General features: G+C 57.8%; 19 protein-coding genes. 8 read left to right on the forward strand and 11 right to left on the reverse strand.

The window, feature by feature from the left end; genetic code table 11:
- Window positions 1-14: 14 nt before the first annotated feature.
- From J7382_RS12535 to J7382_RS12550, 4 genes are all read right to left on the reverse strand, one after another.
- Entirely contained in the window at window positions 15-653 is a 639-nt protein-coding gene (locus tag J7382_RS12535; RefSeq protein ID WP_209069350.1) for an N-acetylmuramoyl-L-alanine amidase, read from the reverse strand.
- A 130-nt stretch (window positions 654-783) separates the two neighbouring features.
- Window positions 784-1,527, reverse strand: coding sequence for a lysophospholipid acyltransferase family protein (locus tag J7382_RS12540; RefSeq protein WP_209069351.1), 744 nt, complete (start codon window positions 1,525-1,527; stop codon window positions 784-786).
- A complete protein-coding gene (locus J7382_RS12545) occupies window positions 1,527-2,429 on the reverse strand; it encodes an FtsX-like permease family protein (protein WP_209069352.1) in 903 nt (300 codons plus the stop codon). Before J7382_RS12545 ends, J7382_RS12540 begins: the two co-directional genes overlap by 1 nt.
- On the reverse strand, window positions 2,426-3,103 hold the full coding sequence (locus J7382_RS12550; RefSeq protein WP_058241409.1) for an ATP-binding cassette domain-containing protein: 678 nt from the start codon (window positions 3,101-3,103) through the stop codon (window positions 2,426-2,428). Before J7382_RS12550 ends, J7382_RS12545 begins: the two co-directional genes overlap by 4 nt.
- 143 nt (window positions 3,104-3,246) lie before the next feature.
- Between J7382_RS12550 and J7382_RS12555 the strand changes: the two genes are divergently transcribed.
- Window positions 3,247-4,422, forward strand: a complete 1,176-nt coding sequence (locus tag J7382_RS12555) for a zinc-ribbon domain-containing protein (RefSeq protein WP_209069353.1) — start codon at window positions 3,247-3,249, stop codon at window positions 4,420-4,422.
- A 34-nt stretch (window positions 4,423-4,456) separates the two neighbouring features.
- On the opposite strand, the gene J7382_RS12560 is transcribed toward J7382_RS12555, so the two are convergent.
- From J7382_RS12560 to argH, 5 genes are all read right to left on the reverse strand, one after another.
- A complete protein-coding gene (locus J7382_RS12560) occupies window positions 4,457-7,030 on the reverse strand; it encodes a TIGR02302 family protein (protein ID WP_348540026.1) in 2,574 nt (857 codons plus the stop codon).
- A gap of 43 nt (window positions 7,031-7,073) precedes the next feature.
- The gene (lysA, locus tag J7382_RS12565) at window positions 7,074-8,345 is read right to left on the reverse strand and encodes a diaminopimelate decarboxylase (protein WP_209069354.1); all 1,272 of its coding nucleotides are present in this window, start codon (window positions 8,343-8,345) and stop codon (window positions 7,074-7,076) included.
- Window positions 8,346-8,532: 187 nt separating this feature from the next.
- Window positions 8,533-8,850, reverse strand: a complete 318-nt coding sequence (locus J7382_RS12570; RefSeq protein WP_209069355.1) for a DUF2834 domain-containing protein — start codon at window positions 8,848-8,850, stop codon at window positions 8,533-8,535.
- 102 nt (window positions 8,851-8,952) lie between these two features.
- Window positions 8,953-9,150: a hypothetical protein gene (locus tag J7382_RS12575; RefSeq protein WP_058241405.1), complete on the reverse strand. Its 198-nt coding sequence runs from the start codon at window positions 9,148-9,150 to the stop codon at window positions 8,953-8,955.
- Window positions 9,151-9,225: 75 nt separating this feature from the next.
- Entirely contained in the window at window positions 9,226-10,617 is a 1,392-nt protein-coding gene (gene argH / locus J7382_RS12580; protein WP_058241404.1) for an argininosuccinate lyase, read from the reverse strand.
- 22 nt (window positions 10,618-10,639) lie between these two features.
- On the opposite strand from argH, the gene J7382_RS12585 reads away from it, so the two are divergent.
- The 5 genes from J7382_RS12585 (at window position 10,640) to phbB (ending at window position 15,303) form a co-directional block, all read left to right on the forward strand.
- Window positions 10,640-11,251, forward strand: a complete 612-nt coding sequence (locus J7382_RS12585; protein ID WP_209069356.1) for a TlpA disulfide reductase family protein — start codon at window positions 10,640-10,642, stop codon at window positions 11,249-11,251.
- Window positions 11,252-11,284: 33 nt separating this feature from the next.
- On the forward strand, window positions 11,285-11,911 hold the full coding sequence (locus J7382_RS12590) for a hypothetical protein (protein ID WP_209069357.1): 627 nt from the start codon (window positions 11,285-11,287) through the stop codon (window positions 11,909-11,911).
- Between the two features lie 203 nt (window positions 11,912-12,114).
- Window positions 12,115-12,960 (forward strand): EAL domain-containing protein, encoded by an 846-nt coding sequence (locus J7382_RS12595; RefSeq protein WP_209069358.1) that lies wholly within the window; start codon window positions 12,115-12,117, stop codon window positions 12,958-12,960.
- 247 nt (window positions 12,961-13,207) lie between these two features.
- Window positions 13,208-14,386, forward strand: coding sequence for an acetyl-CoA C-acetyltransferase (locus tag J7382_RS12600; RefSeq protein WP_209069359.1), 1,179 nt, complete (start codon window positions 13,208-13,210; stop codon window positions 14,384-14,386).
- A gap of 194 nt (window positions 14,387-14,580) precedes the next feature.
- The gene (gene phbB, locus J7382_RS12605) at window positions 14,581-15,303 is read left to right on the forward strand and encodes an acetoacetyl-CoA reductase (protein ID WP_209069360.1); all 723 of its coding nucleotides are present in this window, start codon (window positions 14,581-14,583) and stop codon (window positions 15,301-15,303) included.
- 75 nt (window positions 15,304-15,378) lie between these two features.
- Here the strand turns inward: phbB and J7382_RS12610 are convergent, their stop codons facing one another.
- Window positions 15,379-15,537: a hypothetical protein gene (locus tag J7382_RS12610; protein WP_209069361.1), complete on the reverse strand. Its 159-nt coding sequence runs from the start codon at window positions 15,535-15,537 to the stop codon at window positions 15,379-15,381.
- A gap of 116 nt (window positions 15,538-15,653) precedes the next feature.
- Between J7382_RS12610 and gcvA the strand changes: the two genes are divergently transcribed.
- Together gcvA and J7382_RS12620 are read left to right on the forward strand one after the other, a co-directional pair.
- On the forward strand, window positions 15,654-16,604 hold the full coding sequence (gene gcvA / locus J7382_RS12615) for a transcriptional regulator GcvA (protein WP_209069362.1): 951 nt from the start codon (window positions 15,654-15,656) through the stop codon (window positions 16,602-16,604).
- Window positions 16,601-17,467: an EamA family transporter gene (locus J7382_RS12620; RefSeq protein ID WP_209069363.1), complete on the forward strand. Its 867-nt coding sequence runs from the start codon at window positions 16,601-16,603 to the stop codon at window positions 17,465-17,467. Before gcvA ends, J7382_RS12620 begins: the two co-directional genes overlap by 4 nt.
- Window positions 17,468-17,573: 106 nt before the next feature.
- Here the strand turns inward: J7382_RS12620 and J7382_RS12625 are convergent, their stop codons facing one another.
- Window positions 17,574-17,738 carry a DUF465 domain-containing protein gene (locus J7382_RS12625; RefSeq protein WP_083499111.1) on the reverse strand — a complete coding sequence of 55 codons (165 nt, stop codon included), beginning with the start codon at window positions 17,736-17,738 and terminating at the stop codon, window positions 17,574-17,576.
- Window positions 17,739-17,796: the final 58 nt, after the last annotated feature.

The following is a 17,796-nucleotide window of genomic DNA, read 5'->3' on the forward strand; positions in this document are numbered from 1 at the left end:
CCAACCTCGTCTTTTCAGACGCTCTCAATCAAAGATTGAATTTCCCCGTTGAATAAAAATTGCCGCCATTCGTCAACGGCATCCCCCATAAGGGCTTCGGATTTTGCTAACACCTTCAAAGCCTCAACGGCATCAGTCGGGCTAACCTGACCTGCAACTGGCCCCGTACCTGAGTCCCCTCTGGCCATTTCAACGGCGCTACGCATAGCATCCATATCCACTTTATCTCCGGGGCAGGATTTAGTCGTCCTAGCGTAGGATCCTACAATACCCTGATCAACTAACATATTCACTTCTCGATGCCCCAATATGTTCGATGTTGGAACACTGTATTTTTCGGCCAAACCCACCAATAGCTTTACGAGCGATTGCTTCTGAGCATGTGTGAAGTCTCTTATGTTGCCATGTCCCGCACAGCAAATTCCCAACGATATCGCGTTTACGCCGTAAACATGCGCTCCATTTTTGTGTTCAGCCCGACCTGTCTCAACTTGCCCGTCCGGTTTGAGATCGTGGCTGTCATCCAGGATAACATAGTGATATCCGATACCATTCCATCCCTTGGCCCGGTGCCATTCGTCAATTTTGGCTGCATCGACATTTCGGATATCCGCCGCGGCGGTATGAACAAAAAGATATTTAACACTGGGCATAACAAACCTCAAAAAAGGATATCATACCATGAAAACAGCACGCGGCCTATAGGTCCCACCACATCGCCTTAAACGCGCAAAAACATAGAGGCGCCGTAGTGGCAATCACACGTCGCATCGTCATTTCGATTCAGCGGTCACCCTTAGCCGGTACGAACCCCGCTTCTGCCATCAGCGCATTGGAGCCGTCTTCAATGACCTCCTCCAACTGCGTCATAAAGCTTTTCTGGTCCAAACCGGGTGCAATTGGCTCCAGAAACTCGACCACCGCATGCCCCGGTGTGCGCAACATCGTGCCTTTGGGCCAGAACATGCCACAGTTCGTGGCAACCGGCACCGCCGCCTGCCCTGTTTCACGGTAGAGCACGTAGGGGCCAACCTTATAGGGCACATAATCGCCCACCGGCACCCGTGTGCCCTGTGGATAGATGGCAAGCTGTCCGGGCGGCACGCGACCACTCTCCACATCTGCCAGCATTGCCTTGATCGCTGCACCCCGTTTGCCACGCCGCACAGGCACACAGCCCAAACGCCACGCATAGACCCCAATAATGGGGGTGAAGAGCAGCTCATATTTCATGATAAAGCGAGGCTGAGGCAGTGCCTTGAAGATCACCATAATATCGAGAAACGACTGGTGCTTAGCGGGGATCAACACAGCCCCGCTTGGCACCTCTCCACGCACTTCACAGCGGATCCCCACCAGCCAGCGCGCGGTCCAGATCGCCCATGTAGCATAGCTGTTGCAGGCCGCCATGGCCCCTTTGGGAGACAACAACGCCCAAGGGAAGAAAACGATGCCCATCGCCAACATCATGATGGCGTTTTGAACGACATAAATGATGGACAAAATCCATTGAAGAGCGAGGCGCATCACGTCAACTCCGACAAAGTTTTTCGGGCCGCAGCCCGCGTTGCAAAATAGGCCACAACAGCCGCGAGCCCGGGGATCAGGATCAAGCTCGCCCAGCCAGCCCCCTCAAACCCCAGCCCGGTAAGGAATCCACCTTCTTCCTGCGCGGACGGCAAAAGAAAAACGGCGAGCGCACCGAGCACTGTGCCGGCCAAGGCCCCTGTGAGCGCCCGCAAGGTAAAGCGGCGCACAAAAGCACTGGCAATATAGTCATCCTGCGCGCCGATCAAACGCAGCACCGAAATCACCTGCGAATTGGCGGCAAGCGCGGCATTGGCAGCAAGCGTGATCATCGCGGCGGTCGCCCCACCAATCAGTAGGATAGACACCCAGCCCAGCAACCGCAGGCGCGATGCCGCGCGTTCCAGCGGGCGCCGCCACCGCGTGTGGTCATCCAGCACCGCAGCCGGGACTTCTGCCTGCAGTCTGAGCCGCAGCCCGGCCGCGTCATAGCCCTCTTCCGTTTCCACAATCTCGATCAATTGCGGAATAGGCAGCGTATCAATCGGTAGATCGGCCCCAAACCAGGGGGCCAACAACGCCGCCTGCTCATCCGGGCTCAGCGCCCGCGCCGAGGCGATCCCCGGCGTGCTGTCCAGAACCGCCAGCGCCGCAGCGGTCTGCGCCTCTTTCTGTTCGGCGGGGGCGGAGATGCGCAGGGTTGAACTCTGCGCCAGTTCATCCCCCCAACGCGTCGCCAACCGCCCGCTGGCAAGGGACAGCGCCAAAGCAAAAACGGTCAGAAACGCCATGGCCCCTGCGGCAAATAACGTCAGCCGCGCGGTGAAACCGGTGGGCGGCACAATACGATCGGCCTGAGCATCTCCCATCACAAGCGCAGACAAACGCAACCCCCGGCTCATAGATCCGCCCCCGCCAGCTGCAGTTTGCGGCCCGAGATCCGCAACACGCGCGCCTGCACATGATGTTTGGCAGAGCGGATCAAATTCAGATCATGAGTGGCAATCAGGATCGTCTTTCCCATCCGATTGAGTTCCACCAGCAGCTGCAACAACCGCTGCGACATTTCCCAGTCCACATTGCCGGTTGGCTCATCTGCGAGGACAATTTCCGGCGACATGATCACCGCACGGGCCAAAGCCGCCCGCTGGCGTTCCCCCCCTGAAAGCTCCGGTGGCAACGCACCGGCGCGATGTCCAAGTCCGACCCATGTCAGCAGCTCCTTGAGATTGGAGTGCTGTTCCAGCGAATCCCGCCCCGACACCGTCAGTGGCAGCGCCACATTTTCGCGCAGTGGCAGATGATCCAGAAACTGACAATCCTGATGCACCACACCGATTTGGCGCCGTGTCATGGCATGATCATCGCGGCTCATCTCACGCACGTTTTTGCCAAACAGATGCACATGGCCTGCCGTAGGTGTCAGCGCGCCGTAACACAGCTTCATAAAGGTCGTTTTCCCAGAACCGGACGGGCCGGTCAGAAAATGAAACGATCCCGGCGCAAGCTTCAGCGTCACATCGCTCAAAAGCTCACCACCGCCATAGCTATAGGCAATATTGTCCAGTTCGATCACAGCAGGCCTCTCATATCTCGATTGTTGTGCACGAGCATCGGCTGGGTTGCAATCCGTTGTGCGCAGGCTTTGCACTTTCGCAATGGCTTGTTACAGAATATGGTTCATAAACAAGTATAAGAACGGATCAACAGGGGATCAGGATGCGGCTGACTTGCCCAAATTGTGGTGCGCAGTATGAGGTGCCGGACGATATCATCCCGACCTCCGGGCGGGATGTGCAGTGTTCCAACTGCGGCAACACTTGGTTTCAGGTCCATCCTGACCATGTGGATCCCAGCATTGAGGCCCCGCATTCCGAAGAGCCGGACAGTGCCCCACACGATCCTGACGAGGCAATGGTCTCGCAAGACATAGCATTGGCATCGGAACAGGAACCCTTTGAGGAAGTAGAACCGCCTGCGCTGTCCATCTCCGACGAGACAGAGCCAGCTGACGTTCTGGAGGACGAAAGCACAGACGCTGATGATCTTGATCTGGATGCAGCGGATTGGGATCTGGAAACAGACGATGCTTGGCTCGAGCCAGAAGATACGATATCCGGCACCGCTGCAGCCTTGGCCACGTTTGGCGATGAGGCTGAGACAGAAAATGATGACAGCCTGGAAGCCGCGCTGGCACATACCATTGCGCAGGTCGCCAGCGAAGACGCCGACACGCTCACGGCACAGGATGAAACTTCCGAAGACGATACTGGTACCGAAGCGGAGGAGACAGCGCCAGAGCCAGAAGACGAACCACAGCGCCAACGCCGTGGCATAGACGACTCTGTCGCGGACATTCTGCGCGCAGAAGCAGAGTACGAAAGTCAGGCCCGCGCCGCCGAAGAACCACAAGCACTGGAAACACAGGGCGACCTAGGACTGGACGAAGCGGCAGCCCTTGCCCCTATGGCAACGCGCATCGAGCCCACTGTCCAAAGCACCCTGCGCAAGCCGCGCCGCTCTGAGGAGACAGATCCCACAGCAGAGCCAGCCGCCGCGCGTAAAAAAGACACCCGCCGGGATCTTCTGCCAGATATCGAAGACATCAATTCAACCCTGCGCAGCACCTCCACGCCGCAACGCAATCCCGATCTCGGACAAGGTCCGGACAATCGGGCCCGCCGTGCCCGTGGCTTCAGGCTTGGGTTTGGTCTGGTGGTCCTGCTCGCGATCTGCGCGGTCTTTGTCTATGGCTCCCATGACATGCTGAGCCAGAAGTACCCTGCCATGGCCCCTTACATAGAGAGCTTCGTGGTCTCCGCCGATGCCACGCGCATATGGCTTGATGATCAGATTGCGCAGCTGTTTTTGAAGCTGAATCAGATGATTGGTTGACGACGCAGAGCCCCAGCCGCGCGCTGATATGCGGTCAAAACCGCTCCAGCAGGCGTTCCAGATAGCTGCGCTCCGCCTCTGAGCGCTCTGCTTCCCCGGCGCGGCGGCGGATTTCATCCAGCAACCGACGCGCCTGCCGGTACACATCTTCGCCCTGCAACACGCCTTCATCGGTTCCAGCAGCGCCACGGTTGCCCTGACTGCGCCCAAGCGGGTCCTGCCCCTGTCCCTGAGCTTCTGCCGTGCCCTGTTGTCCCTGCTGTTGTTGCTGCGCCATGGCCTCCCCAAGGCTGCGCATCCCTTCACGCAGGGCATCCATCGCTTCGGCCTGACGATCGATAGCCGTGGCCAGATCATCTTCGCGCAGCGCCTCTTCCGCGCCTTCCATGGCCTCTTGCGCACCGCGCAACGCCTGCCGTGCTGCATCGCCTTCAGGTGAGCCCTGCCCCGGCAAGGCGCCCAACTGACGGCTCAGCTCCTGCCGCAGCGCATTCTGGCGATCCTCAAGCGCCCCCGGCTCTCCGGTCTCTCCGGCATCCGCTTGCCCAGAGGCGCCTTCACCAGAGCCGTCTTCCTGACCTGCACCACCCGTGCCATCATGCGCCTGCCCACGGCCTTCTCCACCGCTGTAGCCCTGATTTTCCTGCGATTGGCCCGATTGCGCACCCGGGTTGAACTGCTCCTGCAACTCACGGAAGGCCTCATCCGACAGGCCCTGCTGTTCACGCAGCGTATCCGCCAGACCTTCCATGGCCTGTTCACCGGGGCTCTGCTGCCCCTGTCCCTGCGTGACTTGCATATTCTCCATCAGGCGCTGCAATTCTTCGAGAGCCTGCTGCGCTTCGGCCATGCGGCCCTGCTCCATCAATTCCTGAATGCGGTCCATCATCCGCTGCAAATCATTCTGATCAAGCTGCATGCTGTTTTCCGCGCTTTGGCGGTCGCCACCGTCCTCGCCGTCCTGCTGATTGCGCCGCGCCAGCTCTCGCATGTAATCTTCAGTGGCCTCACGCAACTCCTGCATGAGCCGGGCAATCTCCTGATCACTGGCCCCGTTTTTCATCGCCTCAGACAAGCGTTCCTGCGCCTGGCGCAAACGTTCCGCGGCATTGCCCAGATCCCCGTCTTCCAGATCCACGGCCAAAGCCCAGAGCGCCTCGGCAAATTCGTCACGCTTTTCATAGCGCAGCCCATGTTCCAGATTGATTTCCAAACGCCTCAAAATCGCACGGAACCGCAGATAATCTGTGTCCCGCCGAAACACGCCCTCTTCCGGCCGATGCGAAAGGGCCCGCATGATCTGTGCCACGCGCCGACCATTTTCCTTGGACCAGAGCAAATCCCGGCGCAGCTCAATCACCGCCGCCGCCAAAGGATCAAAAAATCGCCGCGCAGGCAGCTCAAACAACAATGCCCCGGTGGTACCACTCTGGCCGGTGTCATCCTCAACGAAAAGCGTCACCCTGACCGGTAGATGTGCCCAAACATGTTTGGAGAAATCCTCGATGAGCACGTCTTCAAACTGCGCCCGATCTCCAGAGATTGGCAAAGGCAGCGCGACCTCGATGGGATCACGCGGCTCAGGCGGCACTGTCAGCCCATAAATCCGCGCCACCGCAGGCAAATCCAAAGCCACGCGCGCGGTGCCACCGATGATGCCATAATCATCCACCGCCTCAAAGCGCAGGGTCATCTCGCCCCGATCTGACGTTTCGGGGGCCGCACGCGCGGAAACCTTCGGCGCGCCATCACGGAGCATATCAATCTGCCAGCTTGCGCCGCCCGGCCCGGCAATCTCCAGTGCGCCAGATTGAGACACCTCAAAACTCTGCTCCGCATCCGCTGCGCTTTCGATCACGCCTGCACGTCCTGACACCGTTTCCGACACGGTCAGAGCGCCCACCTCCCCATATAGCCGCAAAAGCACACGGCTGCCCTGGGGTAAGGTCAGCGTGCCTTCGGACTGATCGTTCAGATATATCGCAGGCTTCCCCGTATAGACCGGCGGTTCAATCCAACCTTCCCACGTCGGCCCACTTGCCAAGGCCGCGCCGCGCGCTGTCCCAAGATCCTTGACTGCCGTGAGATTTGACAGCGATCCAAAAACAAAAGCGGTCATAAGAAACAACAGCGCAATGAACCGCAGCCCAAAAGGGTCTAAACTGGAGATCCGCAAATCCGGAGACACCGGGCGCGCCTGCACTGTACGAGCGGCCATCCGGCTTTGGTGGGCCTGCCAAAGCGCCTGTGACGCACTGTCATTGCGCCCAATCGCGGGGCTGTCCTGAAGCGCTTGAATGGGACGCCCCGGAAGTGTCGCATCCAGACGCCGCACGGCCATCTCCTGGCTCGGCCATTCAAACCGTCGCACACCAAGCACAACAAAGGCGATCGCAATGCCGACGGCGACAACGCCACCCAACCACACAGCTTCAAGGGGCATCCTGTCCAATGCCCCGGCCAAAATAACAGCCAGCACAAAGAAAACCAAAGTCCAGAGCGGCCAGAAAACCCGTGTCACGGCTTCGGCAAACAAGCCCATACGTGTCAGGAAAATCACCCAACTGAGACGCTTTAAGGCAGCTTCGGACCCGTTGTGTTCAGCCACGTTGCTCCAATCCGCACTCTGTGCTCAAGGATCTTCGGAGGTGTCAGCCCTCCAACCATTCTGGAATGCTATCGCGATTTATCATCTCTTGATAGCTCGGGCGTCGGCGGATAACCGCAAATTGATCCCCGTTCACCAAAACCTCAGGGATCAAAGGCCGGGTATTGTATTCGCTGGCCATCACGGCACCATAGGCTCCCGCACTGCGAAAGGCGATCAGATCATCCGCCTCCAGCTTGGCAATATCCCGCCCCTTTGCAAAGGTGTCACCGGATTCGCACACCGGCCCAACAATATCGTAGGTCGCAGGCACCTGCCCTGGCGCGGCTTCCACCACCGGCACAATATCATGATGCGCCTCATACATGGCCGGACGGATCAGATCATTCATCGCCCCATCCACAATCAGAAACTCGCGGTCTTCGCCGGATTTCACATAGATGACTTTGCTGACCATGATGCCCGCATTGCCCGCAATCAGCCGCCCTGGCTCGATTTCGATCTCACAGCCCAGATGGCCCAGCTCCCGCTTGACCATCGCGCCATATTCCACGGGCAACGGCGGCGCAGTATTGGAGCGCTCATAAGGGATGCCCAAACCGCCCCCCAGATCCAGACGCTTGATGTCATGCCCATCCGCGCGCAGGGTCTCGGTGAGCTCTGCAACTTTGCGATAAGCAGCTTCAAAAGGGGCCAGCTGCGTCAACTGGCTGCCGATATGCACATCAATGCCAACAACTTTTAGCCCCGGCAGTGAGGCTGCCAAAGCATAGACTTCCCGCGCCCGGCTGATCGGAATGCCAAATTTATTTTCCGATTTTCCGGTGGCAATTTTGGCATGGGTCTTGGCATCTACATCCGGGTTCACGCGAATGGTGATGGGGGCCTCACGTCCAAGTCTGCTGGCCACCGCACTGATGGCCGCCATTTCCGGTTCGCTTTCAACGTTAAACTGGCGAATGCCCCCACTCAACGCCGCGGCGATTTCCCCCTCGGTCTTGCCGACGCCAGAAAAAACGATCCTATCCCCTGGCACGCCTGCGGCCTTGGCCCGCGCATATTCCCCGCCAGAGACCACATCCATACCGGCTCCCAATGCGGCGAGCGTTCTCAAAATGGCTTGATTGGACGCCGCTTTCATTGCGTAGCAGACAAGGTGGTCCATGCCCTCCAGCGCATCATCAAACAGGCGGAAGTGCCGCTCAAGCGTCGCAGTGGAATAGCAATAAAACGGCGTGCCCACCGCAGCGGCGATTTCCGTCACCGGCACATCTTCGGCATGCAAAACACCGTCACGATAAAGAAAATGATCCATGCCTGCTGTCTCCTGCCTGCCGCGCTTCTGGGTCTGATCCCTCATACGCGCCACAGCCCCGCCATTCAATCCTCAGAGGCGGCCACGGCTGCATCGGTGTGTTTTCCTCTTGATCCAAATATCCCCGCCGGAGGCAAAAAGGTCTGCGCGCAGCCCACAACAAGCGTCACACAGACATCAAAGCACCTCACTTCACAGGTTTCGCGCGCAAAAACAGATAGAGCGGCAAACCACAGCTAACCCCGATCATCCAGGTCGCCGGAATCGCCAACAGAGCAAGCCAGTTGCGGCGCACCCAGACCTCGCTGATCACCCAAACCGTCAGCACAATGGCCGAGATCACCAGATCCCAATAGATCCCCGTGACCATGTCATTGGCCTTCCACAGGGCCACCATCGCCTGCAAATCAAAGCCATTTTCCGCAATCCACGGCGCAAAATACAGCATGGGCTGTATCCCACCCCAGATGGCCAATCCCAAAAACACCCAACGCAATGGTGACATAGTTTCCCCAATCCAATTGATAACGCCTCCAGAATACGGAGGCGCAACTTGCTCAGATCAGACTGAGCCGGATTGTAGAGACCTATTCAAGCCCCAAAAGTATTAGCAGCCGTACCAGCGACAGCCACCACCAACGGAAATGCTCACAGTGCCGTTGCTCACCCCAACACTGCCGGAGGTATGCACCCCATCAGAGCCAATGCCAATATTTGCATTGGCCCGTGGCGTCCAAGGCGCGCCATCCACACCACAGGCTGCCAAACTTCCAAGGCTCAGACAGGCAAAAACGACTCGCAGCACGGCACATCTCCCAATAACAGCACGCCCAGTCTTACCCGATTGCAAGACTGGGCGCAAAACAAACACATGTCAGGCTCAGCCCAGTTTGGCCTGCCAAGCGGCGATCTGCTCACGCACCCGCGTGGGTGCCGTGCCCCCGTAAGACATACGCGAAGACACCGAGTTATGCACACCCAGCACACCAAACACATCTTCTGTGATGGCTGCGTGCACGGAGTGCATATCCTCAAGCGTCAGATCCGGCAGGTCACAGCCTTTGCTCTCTGCCAAAGCCACCAGCGATCCGGTCACGTGATGCGCATCGCGAAACGGCATGTTGAGCGCCCGCACCAGCCAGTCGGCCAGATCGGTCGCCGTGGAAAAGCCACTGCCCGCCGCCGCTTCAAGGCTGTCTCGGTTGGCGGTCATGTCCTTCACCATGCCCTCCATCGCCGCCAAAGCCAGCATCAGGTTGTCCGCCGCATCAAACACCTGTTCTTTGTCTTCCTGCATGTCTTTGGAATAGGTCAGCGGCAAGCCCTTCATCACCATCAGAAGCGCCGTGTTGGCCCCAAAAATCCGACCAATCTTGGCACGGATCAATTCTGCGGCATCCGGGTTTTTCTTCTGCGGCATGATCGAGCTGCCGGTGGAGAATCGATCTGACAGCGTGACAAAGCGAAATTGAGCAGACGACCAGATCACCAGTTCCTCGGCAAAGCGGCTGAGATGCATCGCGCAAATGCTGGCCGCCGAGAGAAACTCCAAGGCAAAGTCCCGATCCGCAACAGCATCCAGCGAATTGGCCGCCGGCCGGTCAAAGCCCAGCGCTTCAGCGGTCATGGCGCGGTCAATCGGAAAGGACGTCCCCGCCAATGCCGCCGCCCCCAAGGGCGATTCATTCATACGCACCCGCGCATCCTTGAAACGGGAAAGGTCGCGCCCAAACATTTCAACATAGGCCATCATGTGGTGGCCCCATGTGACCGGCTGTGCAGTCTGCAAATGCGTGAACCCCGGCATCACCCAATCTGCGCCCACTTCGGCCTGCGCCACAAAGGCACGGATCAGCGCCTCGATGCCACTGATCGCGGCGTCAATTTGATCACGCACCCAGAGTTTGAAATCTGTGGCCACCTGATCATTGCGGCTGCGCCCGGTGTGCAAACGCCCGGCAGGCTCACCAATCAGATCCTTGAGTCGGGCCTCCACATTCATGTGAATATCTTCCAGCGCGGTGGAGAATTCAAACGTACCGCTTTCAATCTCTGACAAGACCGTGAGCAGACCTTCCCGAATGGCCTCCGCATCGGTATCTGTCAGGATGCCTGTCTTGGCGAGCATCGCCGCATGGGCCCGAGAGCCAGCAATGTCCTGTGCCGCCATTCGCTGATCGAACCCGATGGAAGCATTGATTGCTTCCATAATGGCGTCCGGTCCAGCGGCGAAACGGCCGCCCCACATCTGGTTCGAGGTATCTTTGGTCATGTGCAGCCCTTTTGGAGCGAAAATGAAACGAAATAGGTCCGCGTCGGTTTATACAGGCTTGGCAGCAATCGCAATTGCCGCCATGTCCTTTGTCACACAGGCAGCTCCAGCTTTTGCTGAAGCCACAGATTATTCAGCCGTGAAAGAGCTGCGCGAGGGCGACATGCGCAAGCTGATCTTTCATGCAGAACCAAAGGAGATTTCCGAAATCTCCTTCATCACCGGCGATGAAGGCAATGCAACCCTTCAAGACTATGACGGCAAAGTGGTTTTGCTGAATTTCTGGGCAACCTGGTGCGCCCCCTGCCGCCACGAAATGCCAATGCTCTCAGAGCTGCAGGAGATCCTTGGCGGAGAAGATTTCGAAGTGGTCACCATAGCGACCGGACGCAACATGGTGCCCGCCATGGTGAAGTTTTTTGAAGAAATTGAGGTCACCAACCTTCCTCTGCACCGCGACCCGAAAGGCACTCTGGCCCGTGACATGCGTGTTCTCGGCCTTCCGGCGACGGTCCTGCTGGATCGCAACGGCAAAGAAATTGCGCGTTTACATGGGGATGCCGACTGGTCCAGTGAAAATGCCCGTGCTATCGTCGCCGAAGTAATTAACGTGACGGCAACTCAAAAAGACTAAGCCGGAGAAACGATCCGGCAAAAAGAGACTATGATGACCCGCCTGTTTTTGGCCCTGACTCTTATGTGTGTGTTTTGTCTCCCTGTGTCTCAGGGCCAGGCACAGGATGTGATTATTCATAGCAACCGCAGCGTCCTTCAACAGGTCAAAGACTTTGAGTTGAAGGGCGATGCAAAATCCGGCTTTCGGCAATTTCGAAGAAAGGCGGAGTATTTCGGCACCATCTACGTGAATCGCTCTGAGCGCCTGACGGGATCGTTTTCGAACGCAAACACCAAATTTCTAGCCGATTACTACGCCCGCGCAGCCTGCCACGCACAGTCTAAAAACCCGCAATATTGCGTACTCTATGCCCGCGTTCTTCCCAAAGATTACGATCCCAATGCGCAAGGCGAAACGCTGTCGCGGGATGCCAACAAGGAATTTCAGGAATATTCCCGCCTGCAAAACAAAGGACGCTTTGGGGCCTTTGCGGCCTCCGACAACGGTGCTGTGGGTTATTCCTGGGCAGAGGCCTCAAAAAGCGCAGCCGAGAAACACGCACTCAAACGCTGCGCCAAATCCGCACGCACCATTTTACGCAAAACCCCGGACCACCTGAAGCCCGCCGTCTCCAGCCCCGCGCGCCAGGGCTGTCGTCTGATCCATTGGGCTGACTGAAAATCGCCTTTATGTCGCGCTTAACAATGGCTTAGGATCAGTGTTCAGACTTGGACCTCCTGCGTCGCATTTTCACCCAAGTTAGTTAAAAACAGGCCTAAAACCCCTCTGGCCAAAGCCTTTGCTCGCCGTCACCTTAAGCGTTGTTTCATCAATGTGTTCATATCATGGAGCACCTGAGTTTGGGATGTCGAGAGTCTGCCATGGATCGCCCAAAGAAAAAAAAGCGTAAGCCCGGAGCCCCGCGAGAGCATCGCAGCCCGCTTGCCTATGCCGTCAACACACGCGACATATCCACGTTGGACATGGTACGCGAAGCCATCGCGCATAAGCAGGTTATGTTGGCCTATCAACCGGTTGTGCAAGCTTCCAACACGAAGCGCCCGGCTTTCTACGAAGGTCTTGTGCGCGTGCTGGATGAAACCGGCCGGATCATTCCGGCAAAGGATTTCATGGGCGCCGTTGAGGACAGCGAACTGGGTCGTCAACTTGACATGCTGGCGCTGGAACTGGGGCTTCAAGCTCTGGCTGAACAGCCCAGCCTGCGTCTGTCGATCAATATGTCAGCGCGCTCCATTGGCTATGCGCCGTGGATGGATTGCCTACAGCGCGGCCTCACCCGCGCGGCGACGATCCCGGAGCGGCTGATTTTTGAAATTTCGGAGAAGTCCGTAGTCCAAGTGCCCGAAATTGTGCAGGGTTTCATGGAAGAGCTGCAAATCAAAGGCATGTCCTTCGCGCTTGACGACTATGGCAGCGGGCTGACGACACTCTCTGTTTTCCGAGACTTCGATTTTGACATCGTCAAACTGGACGGCAGCTACAGCCGCAACATCGCCTCTGATGCAGCCAATCAAATTCTTGCAAGCGCCGTGGCCGCGATTGCTGAACGATTTGATATGCACTCTGTCGCAAGCCGCATTGAAAGTCCGGCAGATGCGGCCGTGATGGCCGATCTGGGATTTGACTGTCTACAGGGCTTTGCCTTCGGTGCGCCGACAATTTCGCCGCCCTGGAAAACCCGCAAAGACGGAAAATCCGCCGCCTGATCGGGGATCCCCCCTCAGCCTCATGAAATTAGCCCTCCCAATTTGGGAGGAGCAATGTGCAACGGCGCTTTGGCAGTGCGGCTGACCGAACGCCGGCGCTGCCCTGCCAATATCCCCACCACCTGAGCGTGACCGTTGCCGCAATGCGGCAAATGCGCTATGGACGCTTGGGGACGGAGCAATGCGACTTGCCTGAGGGGGGCGACCGCAACCATGCTTCGCCCAGCATTTGGTAGAGGATTTGCATATGACCAACGTAGTGATTGCTTCCGCGGCCCGGACCGCTGTCGGCAGCTTCAGCGGCGCGTTCGCCAACACCCCCGCCCATGACCTCGGCGCCACTGTTCTCGAAGCACTGGTCGCGCGCGCAGGCATCGAAAAAGCCGACGTCTCAGAGACCATCCTGGGTCAGGTTTTGACCGGTGGTCAGGGCCAGAACCCCGCGCGTCAAGCACATGTCAACGCGGGCCTGCCGATTGAAAGCGCCGCCTGGGGCATCAATCAGGTCTGTGGCTCCGGCCTCCGCGCTGTTGCGCTTGCCGCGCAGCACATTCAGTTGGGAGATGCCGCCATCGTGGCCGCTGGTGGTCAGGAAAACATGTCGCTTTCCCCCCACGTCGCGCATTTGCGTGCCGGCACAAAAATGGGCGATGTGAAATACATCGACTCCATGATCCGCGACGGGCTGTGGGATGCTTTCAACGGCTACCATATGGGCCAAACCGCAGAGAATGTCGCCGAACAATGGCAGATCAGCCGTGACGCACAGGATGAATTTGCGGTCGGCTCTCAGAACAAAGCCGAAGCCGCTCAAAAGGCGGGCAAATTCGTCGATGAGATTGTCCCTTTCACCGTCAAGACTCGTAAGGGCGACATCGTTGTGGACAGCGACGAGTACATTCGCCACGGCGCAACCATGGAAGCCATGCAGAAGCTGCGCCCGGCCTTTGTCCGCGATGGCGGCACGGTCACCGCAGCAAATGCCTCCGGCATCAACGATGGTGCGGCAGGTGCGCTTTTGATGACCGCTGATGAAGCTGAGAAACGCGGCATCGAGCCGCTGGCGCGCATCGCCTCTTACGCCACCGCAGGTCTGGACCCATCCATCATGGGTGTTGGTCCGATTTACGCTTCTCGTAAGGCATTGGACAAAGCGGGCTGGTCCGCAGAAGAGCTTGATCTTGTGGAAGCAAACGAAGCTTTCGCCGCACAGGCCTGTGCCGTGAACAAGGACATGGGCTGGGATCCCGCCATCGTCAATGTCAACGGTGGGGCCATCGCAATCGGCCACCCGATTGGTGCCTCCGGTGCGCGCATCCTCAACACATTGCTGTTCGAAATGAAGCGTCGCGACGCCAAGAAAGGTCTCGCAACGCTCTGCATCGGCGGCGGCATGGGCGTGGCAATGTGCCTTGAGCGCCCCTAAGGCTGCGCCCTGATATGGTATGACACCAAAAGGGGCGCCTGTCTGGCGCCCCTTTTTTCGTACAACAGGTCCTATTTTTGCAGAAGCAGCAAAAAATTATCTGCAGTGCGGCAATTCATCACGCAATTTTCTTGCGAAATTGTTTTTAAAAAAGTAACAGAGTTACCAAGACATCTACTTAACTGGAGGACCCAATGGCAAGAGTAGCACTCGTCACCGGCGGCAGCCGCGGTATCGGTGAAGCCATCTCAAAAGCACTTAAAGCCGAAGGCTATGAAGTTGCAGCAACCTATGCAGGCAATGACGAGAAGGCCGCAGCCTTCACCGAAGCCACCGGCATCAAAACTTACAAATGGAACGTCGCAGATTATGAGGCATCCAAGGCAGGTCTGGCACAGGTCGAAGCGGATCTTGGCCCCATCGACATCGTTGTCGCCAACGCGGGCATCACGCGCGACGCCCCGTTCCACAAAATGACACCGGAGCAATGGCACGAAGTGGTCGACACCAACCTGACCGGCGTGTTCAACACTGTGCACCCGATCTGGGCTGGCATGCGCGAGCGCAAATTTGGCCGTGTGATCGTGATCTCTTCGATCAACGGTCAAAAAGGTCAGTTCGCACAGGTCAACTATGCCGCCACCAAAGCGGGAGACCTCGGCATCGTGAAATCTTTGGCACAGGAAGGTGCGCGCGCAGGCATCACTGCCAACGCCATCTGCCCCGGCTACATTGCCACAGAAATGGTGATGGCCGTCCCAGAGAAAGTGCGCGACTCGATTGTAGCGCAAATCCCAACTGGTCGTCTCGGCGAACCAGAGGAAATCGCACGTTGCGTGACCTTCCTGGCATCCGATGATGCGGGCTTTATCAACGGCTCGACCATCTCCGCAAATGGCGGTCAGTTCTTCGTCTGATCGCATTGCACCACTCACCAAAAGGGCCGGTCATTAGACCGGCCCTTCTCTTTTGCCCCGTAAGTGCCCGATGGATCAGGCGCAGCGGGACGGTTCCGTAAGAACCATAGGGTCCAGCGGAACGGATTTGGCACCAAACAGAGCTTTGAAGAAACCGACAAAGGCAGCACCTCGGGCCTCATGAGCGTCGCGGTAGGCTTGTTGAATGCGGGCGTTGGCAGCAGTCTCGATCATTTTAGCCTCTCTTCTGTCTGATGATGGAAAACTTAACTGTAGCCAATATGCGTTCTATAAAGACAATCGACAAACGAGACTTTCCAGAGCTTCACTTAAGCTGTATTTAACTGAATATGCCAGATCGCCTACCGCCACTCACCGCCCTACGCGCCTTTGATGCTGCACAACGCCATATGTCCTTCGCCAAAGCGGCCGAAGAACTGCACGTCACGCCTGCCGCGCTCAGCTATCAGATCAAGTCTCTTGAAGAGCACCTCGGCGCGCCGCTGTTTCACCGCCTCAACCGTGCCGTTGCGCTCACCGAAATCGGAGAAACGCTGGCCCCCGGCATTCAAGAAGGGTTTCAGGCCCTCTCTGCGGCCTGGCGCTCTGCCCAGCGCCAGATGGATGACGCGACTTTGATGGTGACTGCGGGCCCCGCGTTTACCGCAAAATGGTTTGCACCGCGGTTTTATGAATTTGCGCGGGCCCATCCAGACATCGACCTGCGGTTTTCCGCCACCCTACGCAATTTGGATTTCAATCGTGATGAAATCGATGTCGCCATTCGCTTTGGTGCCGACAAAGAAGAGCCCGGCCTCTGGTCCTTTCCAATGGCCCGCGAATGGGTCACCCCTGTCATGACACCCGATATGGCAGAGCGGTTCCCTACCCCCGAAAGCCTGCGCGACGCGACCCTGATCCATGATGAATCCATCGATTTCCTCCGCCCGCGTGCAGATTGGGCTGCTTGGTGCCGCCTGATGGGGCTGAATCTCGACACCAGCCATGGCCCGAGGTTTTCCGGCGCAGACCACAGCATCGACGCCGCTTTGGCTGGTGCCGGTATTGCACTGGGTCGACGGGCCCTTGTGGTGAAAGACATCCATGAAGGACGATTGGTTGCCCCCTACCGCCATGCCATTTGGCTACAGGCGCGCTTTCGCTTTCTGTGCCGCGAAGGCACGCAAGATCGCCCTCACATCGCAGCACTGCACAAATGGATGATGGAAGAGATTGAAAAAACCGCTGAAGTGACAGATGCATTGACGCTGACCCCGATTGAGGAGATTCCCGCCGCATGACCCGCACCAAAGCAACCGCCATCGGTTTTGTGGCCGTTCTTCTATGGGCCCTGCTCGCTTTGTTCACCGTTGGCAGCGCTCCTACGCCGCCCCTGATGCTCAACGCCCTGTGTTTCACGGTGGGGGGCTCTCTGGGGGTGCTCTGGGCCCTCGTCACCGGAGAGTGGCGTGCGCTCTGCCATATTCCGGCGAAAGTCTACATCTTCGGCACCATCGGCCTCTTTGGCTATCATGCGCTCTACTTCTCAGCGCTGCGCCTCGCGCCTGCAGCAGAGGCAGGGCTCATTGCCTACCTCTGGCCACTGCTGATTGTCTTGATGTCTGGCCTGCTGCCCGGAGAGACACTGCGCGCGGGGCATCTTATGGGAGCCTGCCTCGGTTTTCTGGGCGCAGCTCTTATTATTGGCGGTGGCGGTGTAGGCTTTAACCCTGCCCACCTCCCCGGATACGGCCTCGCACTGGCCTGCGCTTTCACATGGTCAACCTATTCCGTCATGTCGCGCCGACTGGGGGACATCCCAACGGTCTCCGTTGTGGTGTTTTGTCTCGCCACGGCAGCCCTCTCCACACTTCTGCATCTCGCACTGGAAGAGACCATCTGGCCACAAGACACGCTCACATGGGCCTCCGTTCTGGCCCTCGGCCTCGGCCCCGTCGGGCTCGCGTTCTATGTCTGGGATATCGGGGTCAAACGCGGCGACATTCAGCTTCTGGGCACAGCCTCCTATGCGGCTCCCCTACTGTCGACGGTGGCGTTGATTGTGGCGGGGTTTGCGCAACCAACGCTTCAGTTGGTTGCAGCGGCCTTGCTAATCACTGGCGGCGCAATCCTTGCTGCGCGCGCCAGCTTAAAATCAAACTAAAGCGTTTCGGGTTTTACCTGAATCATCTCCCAACACGAATGTCCCGAGACTGTCTTAGGCATGGCAGGGTATTCGTGTCTCAGCTTAAGCCCGAAGCGCCATAACCTCACGCAGACAATCGTGTGATTTCTTCTTTAAGGCGGAGTTTCTGTTTCTTGAGATCCGCGACATCAAGATCGCTGCTGCCGGGGGCGCGTTGTTCTTGTTCGACTTGCTCAGAGAGGGCTTCGTGTTTGCGTTTCAGCTCTGCGAGGTGTGCGGTTACGCTCATCGTGTTCTCCTATGCAAACTATGTTTAACCCTACCACTGCAGCACAGATTTTAAGCTC

The sequence above is a fragment of the Shimia sp. R11_0 genome, assembly GCF_017744035.1.
Lineage (GTDB): Bacteria > Pseudomonadota > Alphaproteobacteria > Rhodobacterales > Rhodobacteraceae > Shimia > Shimia marina.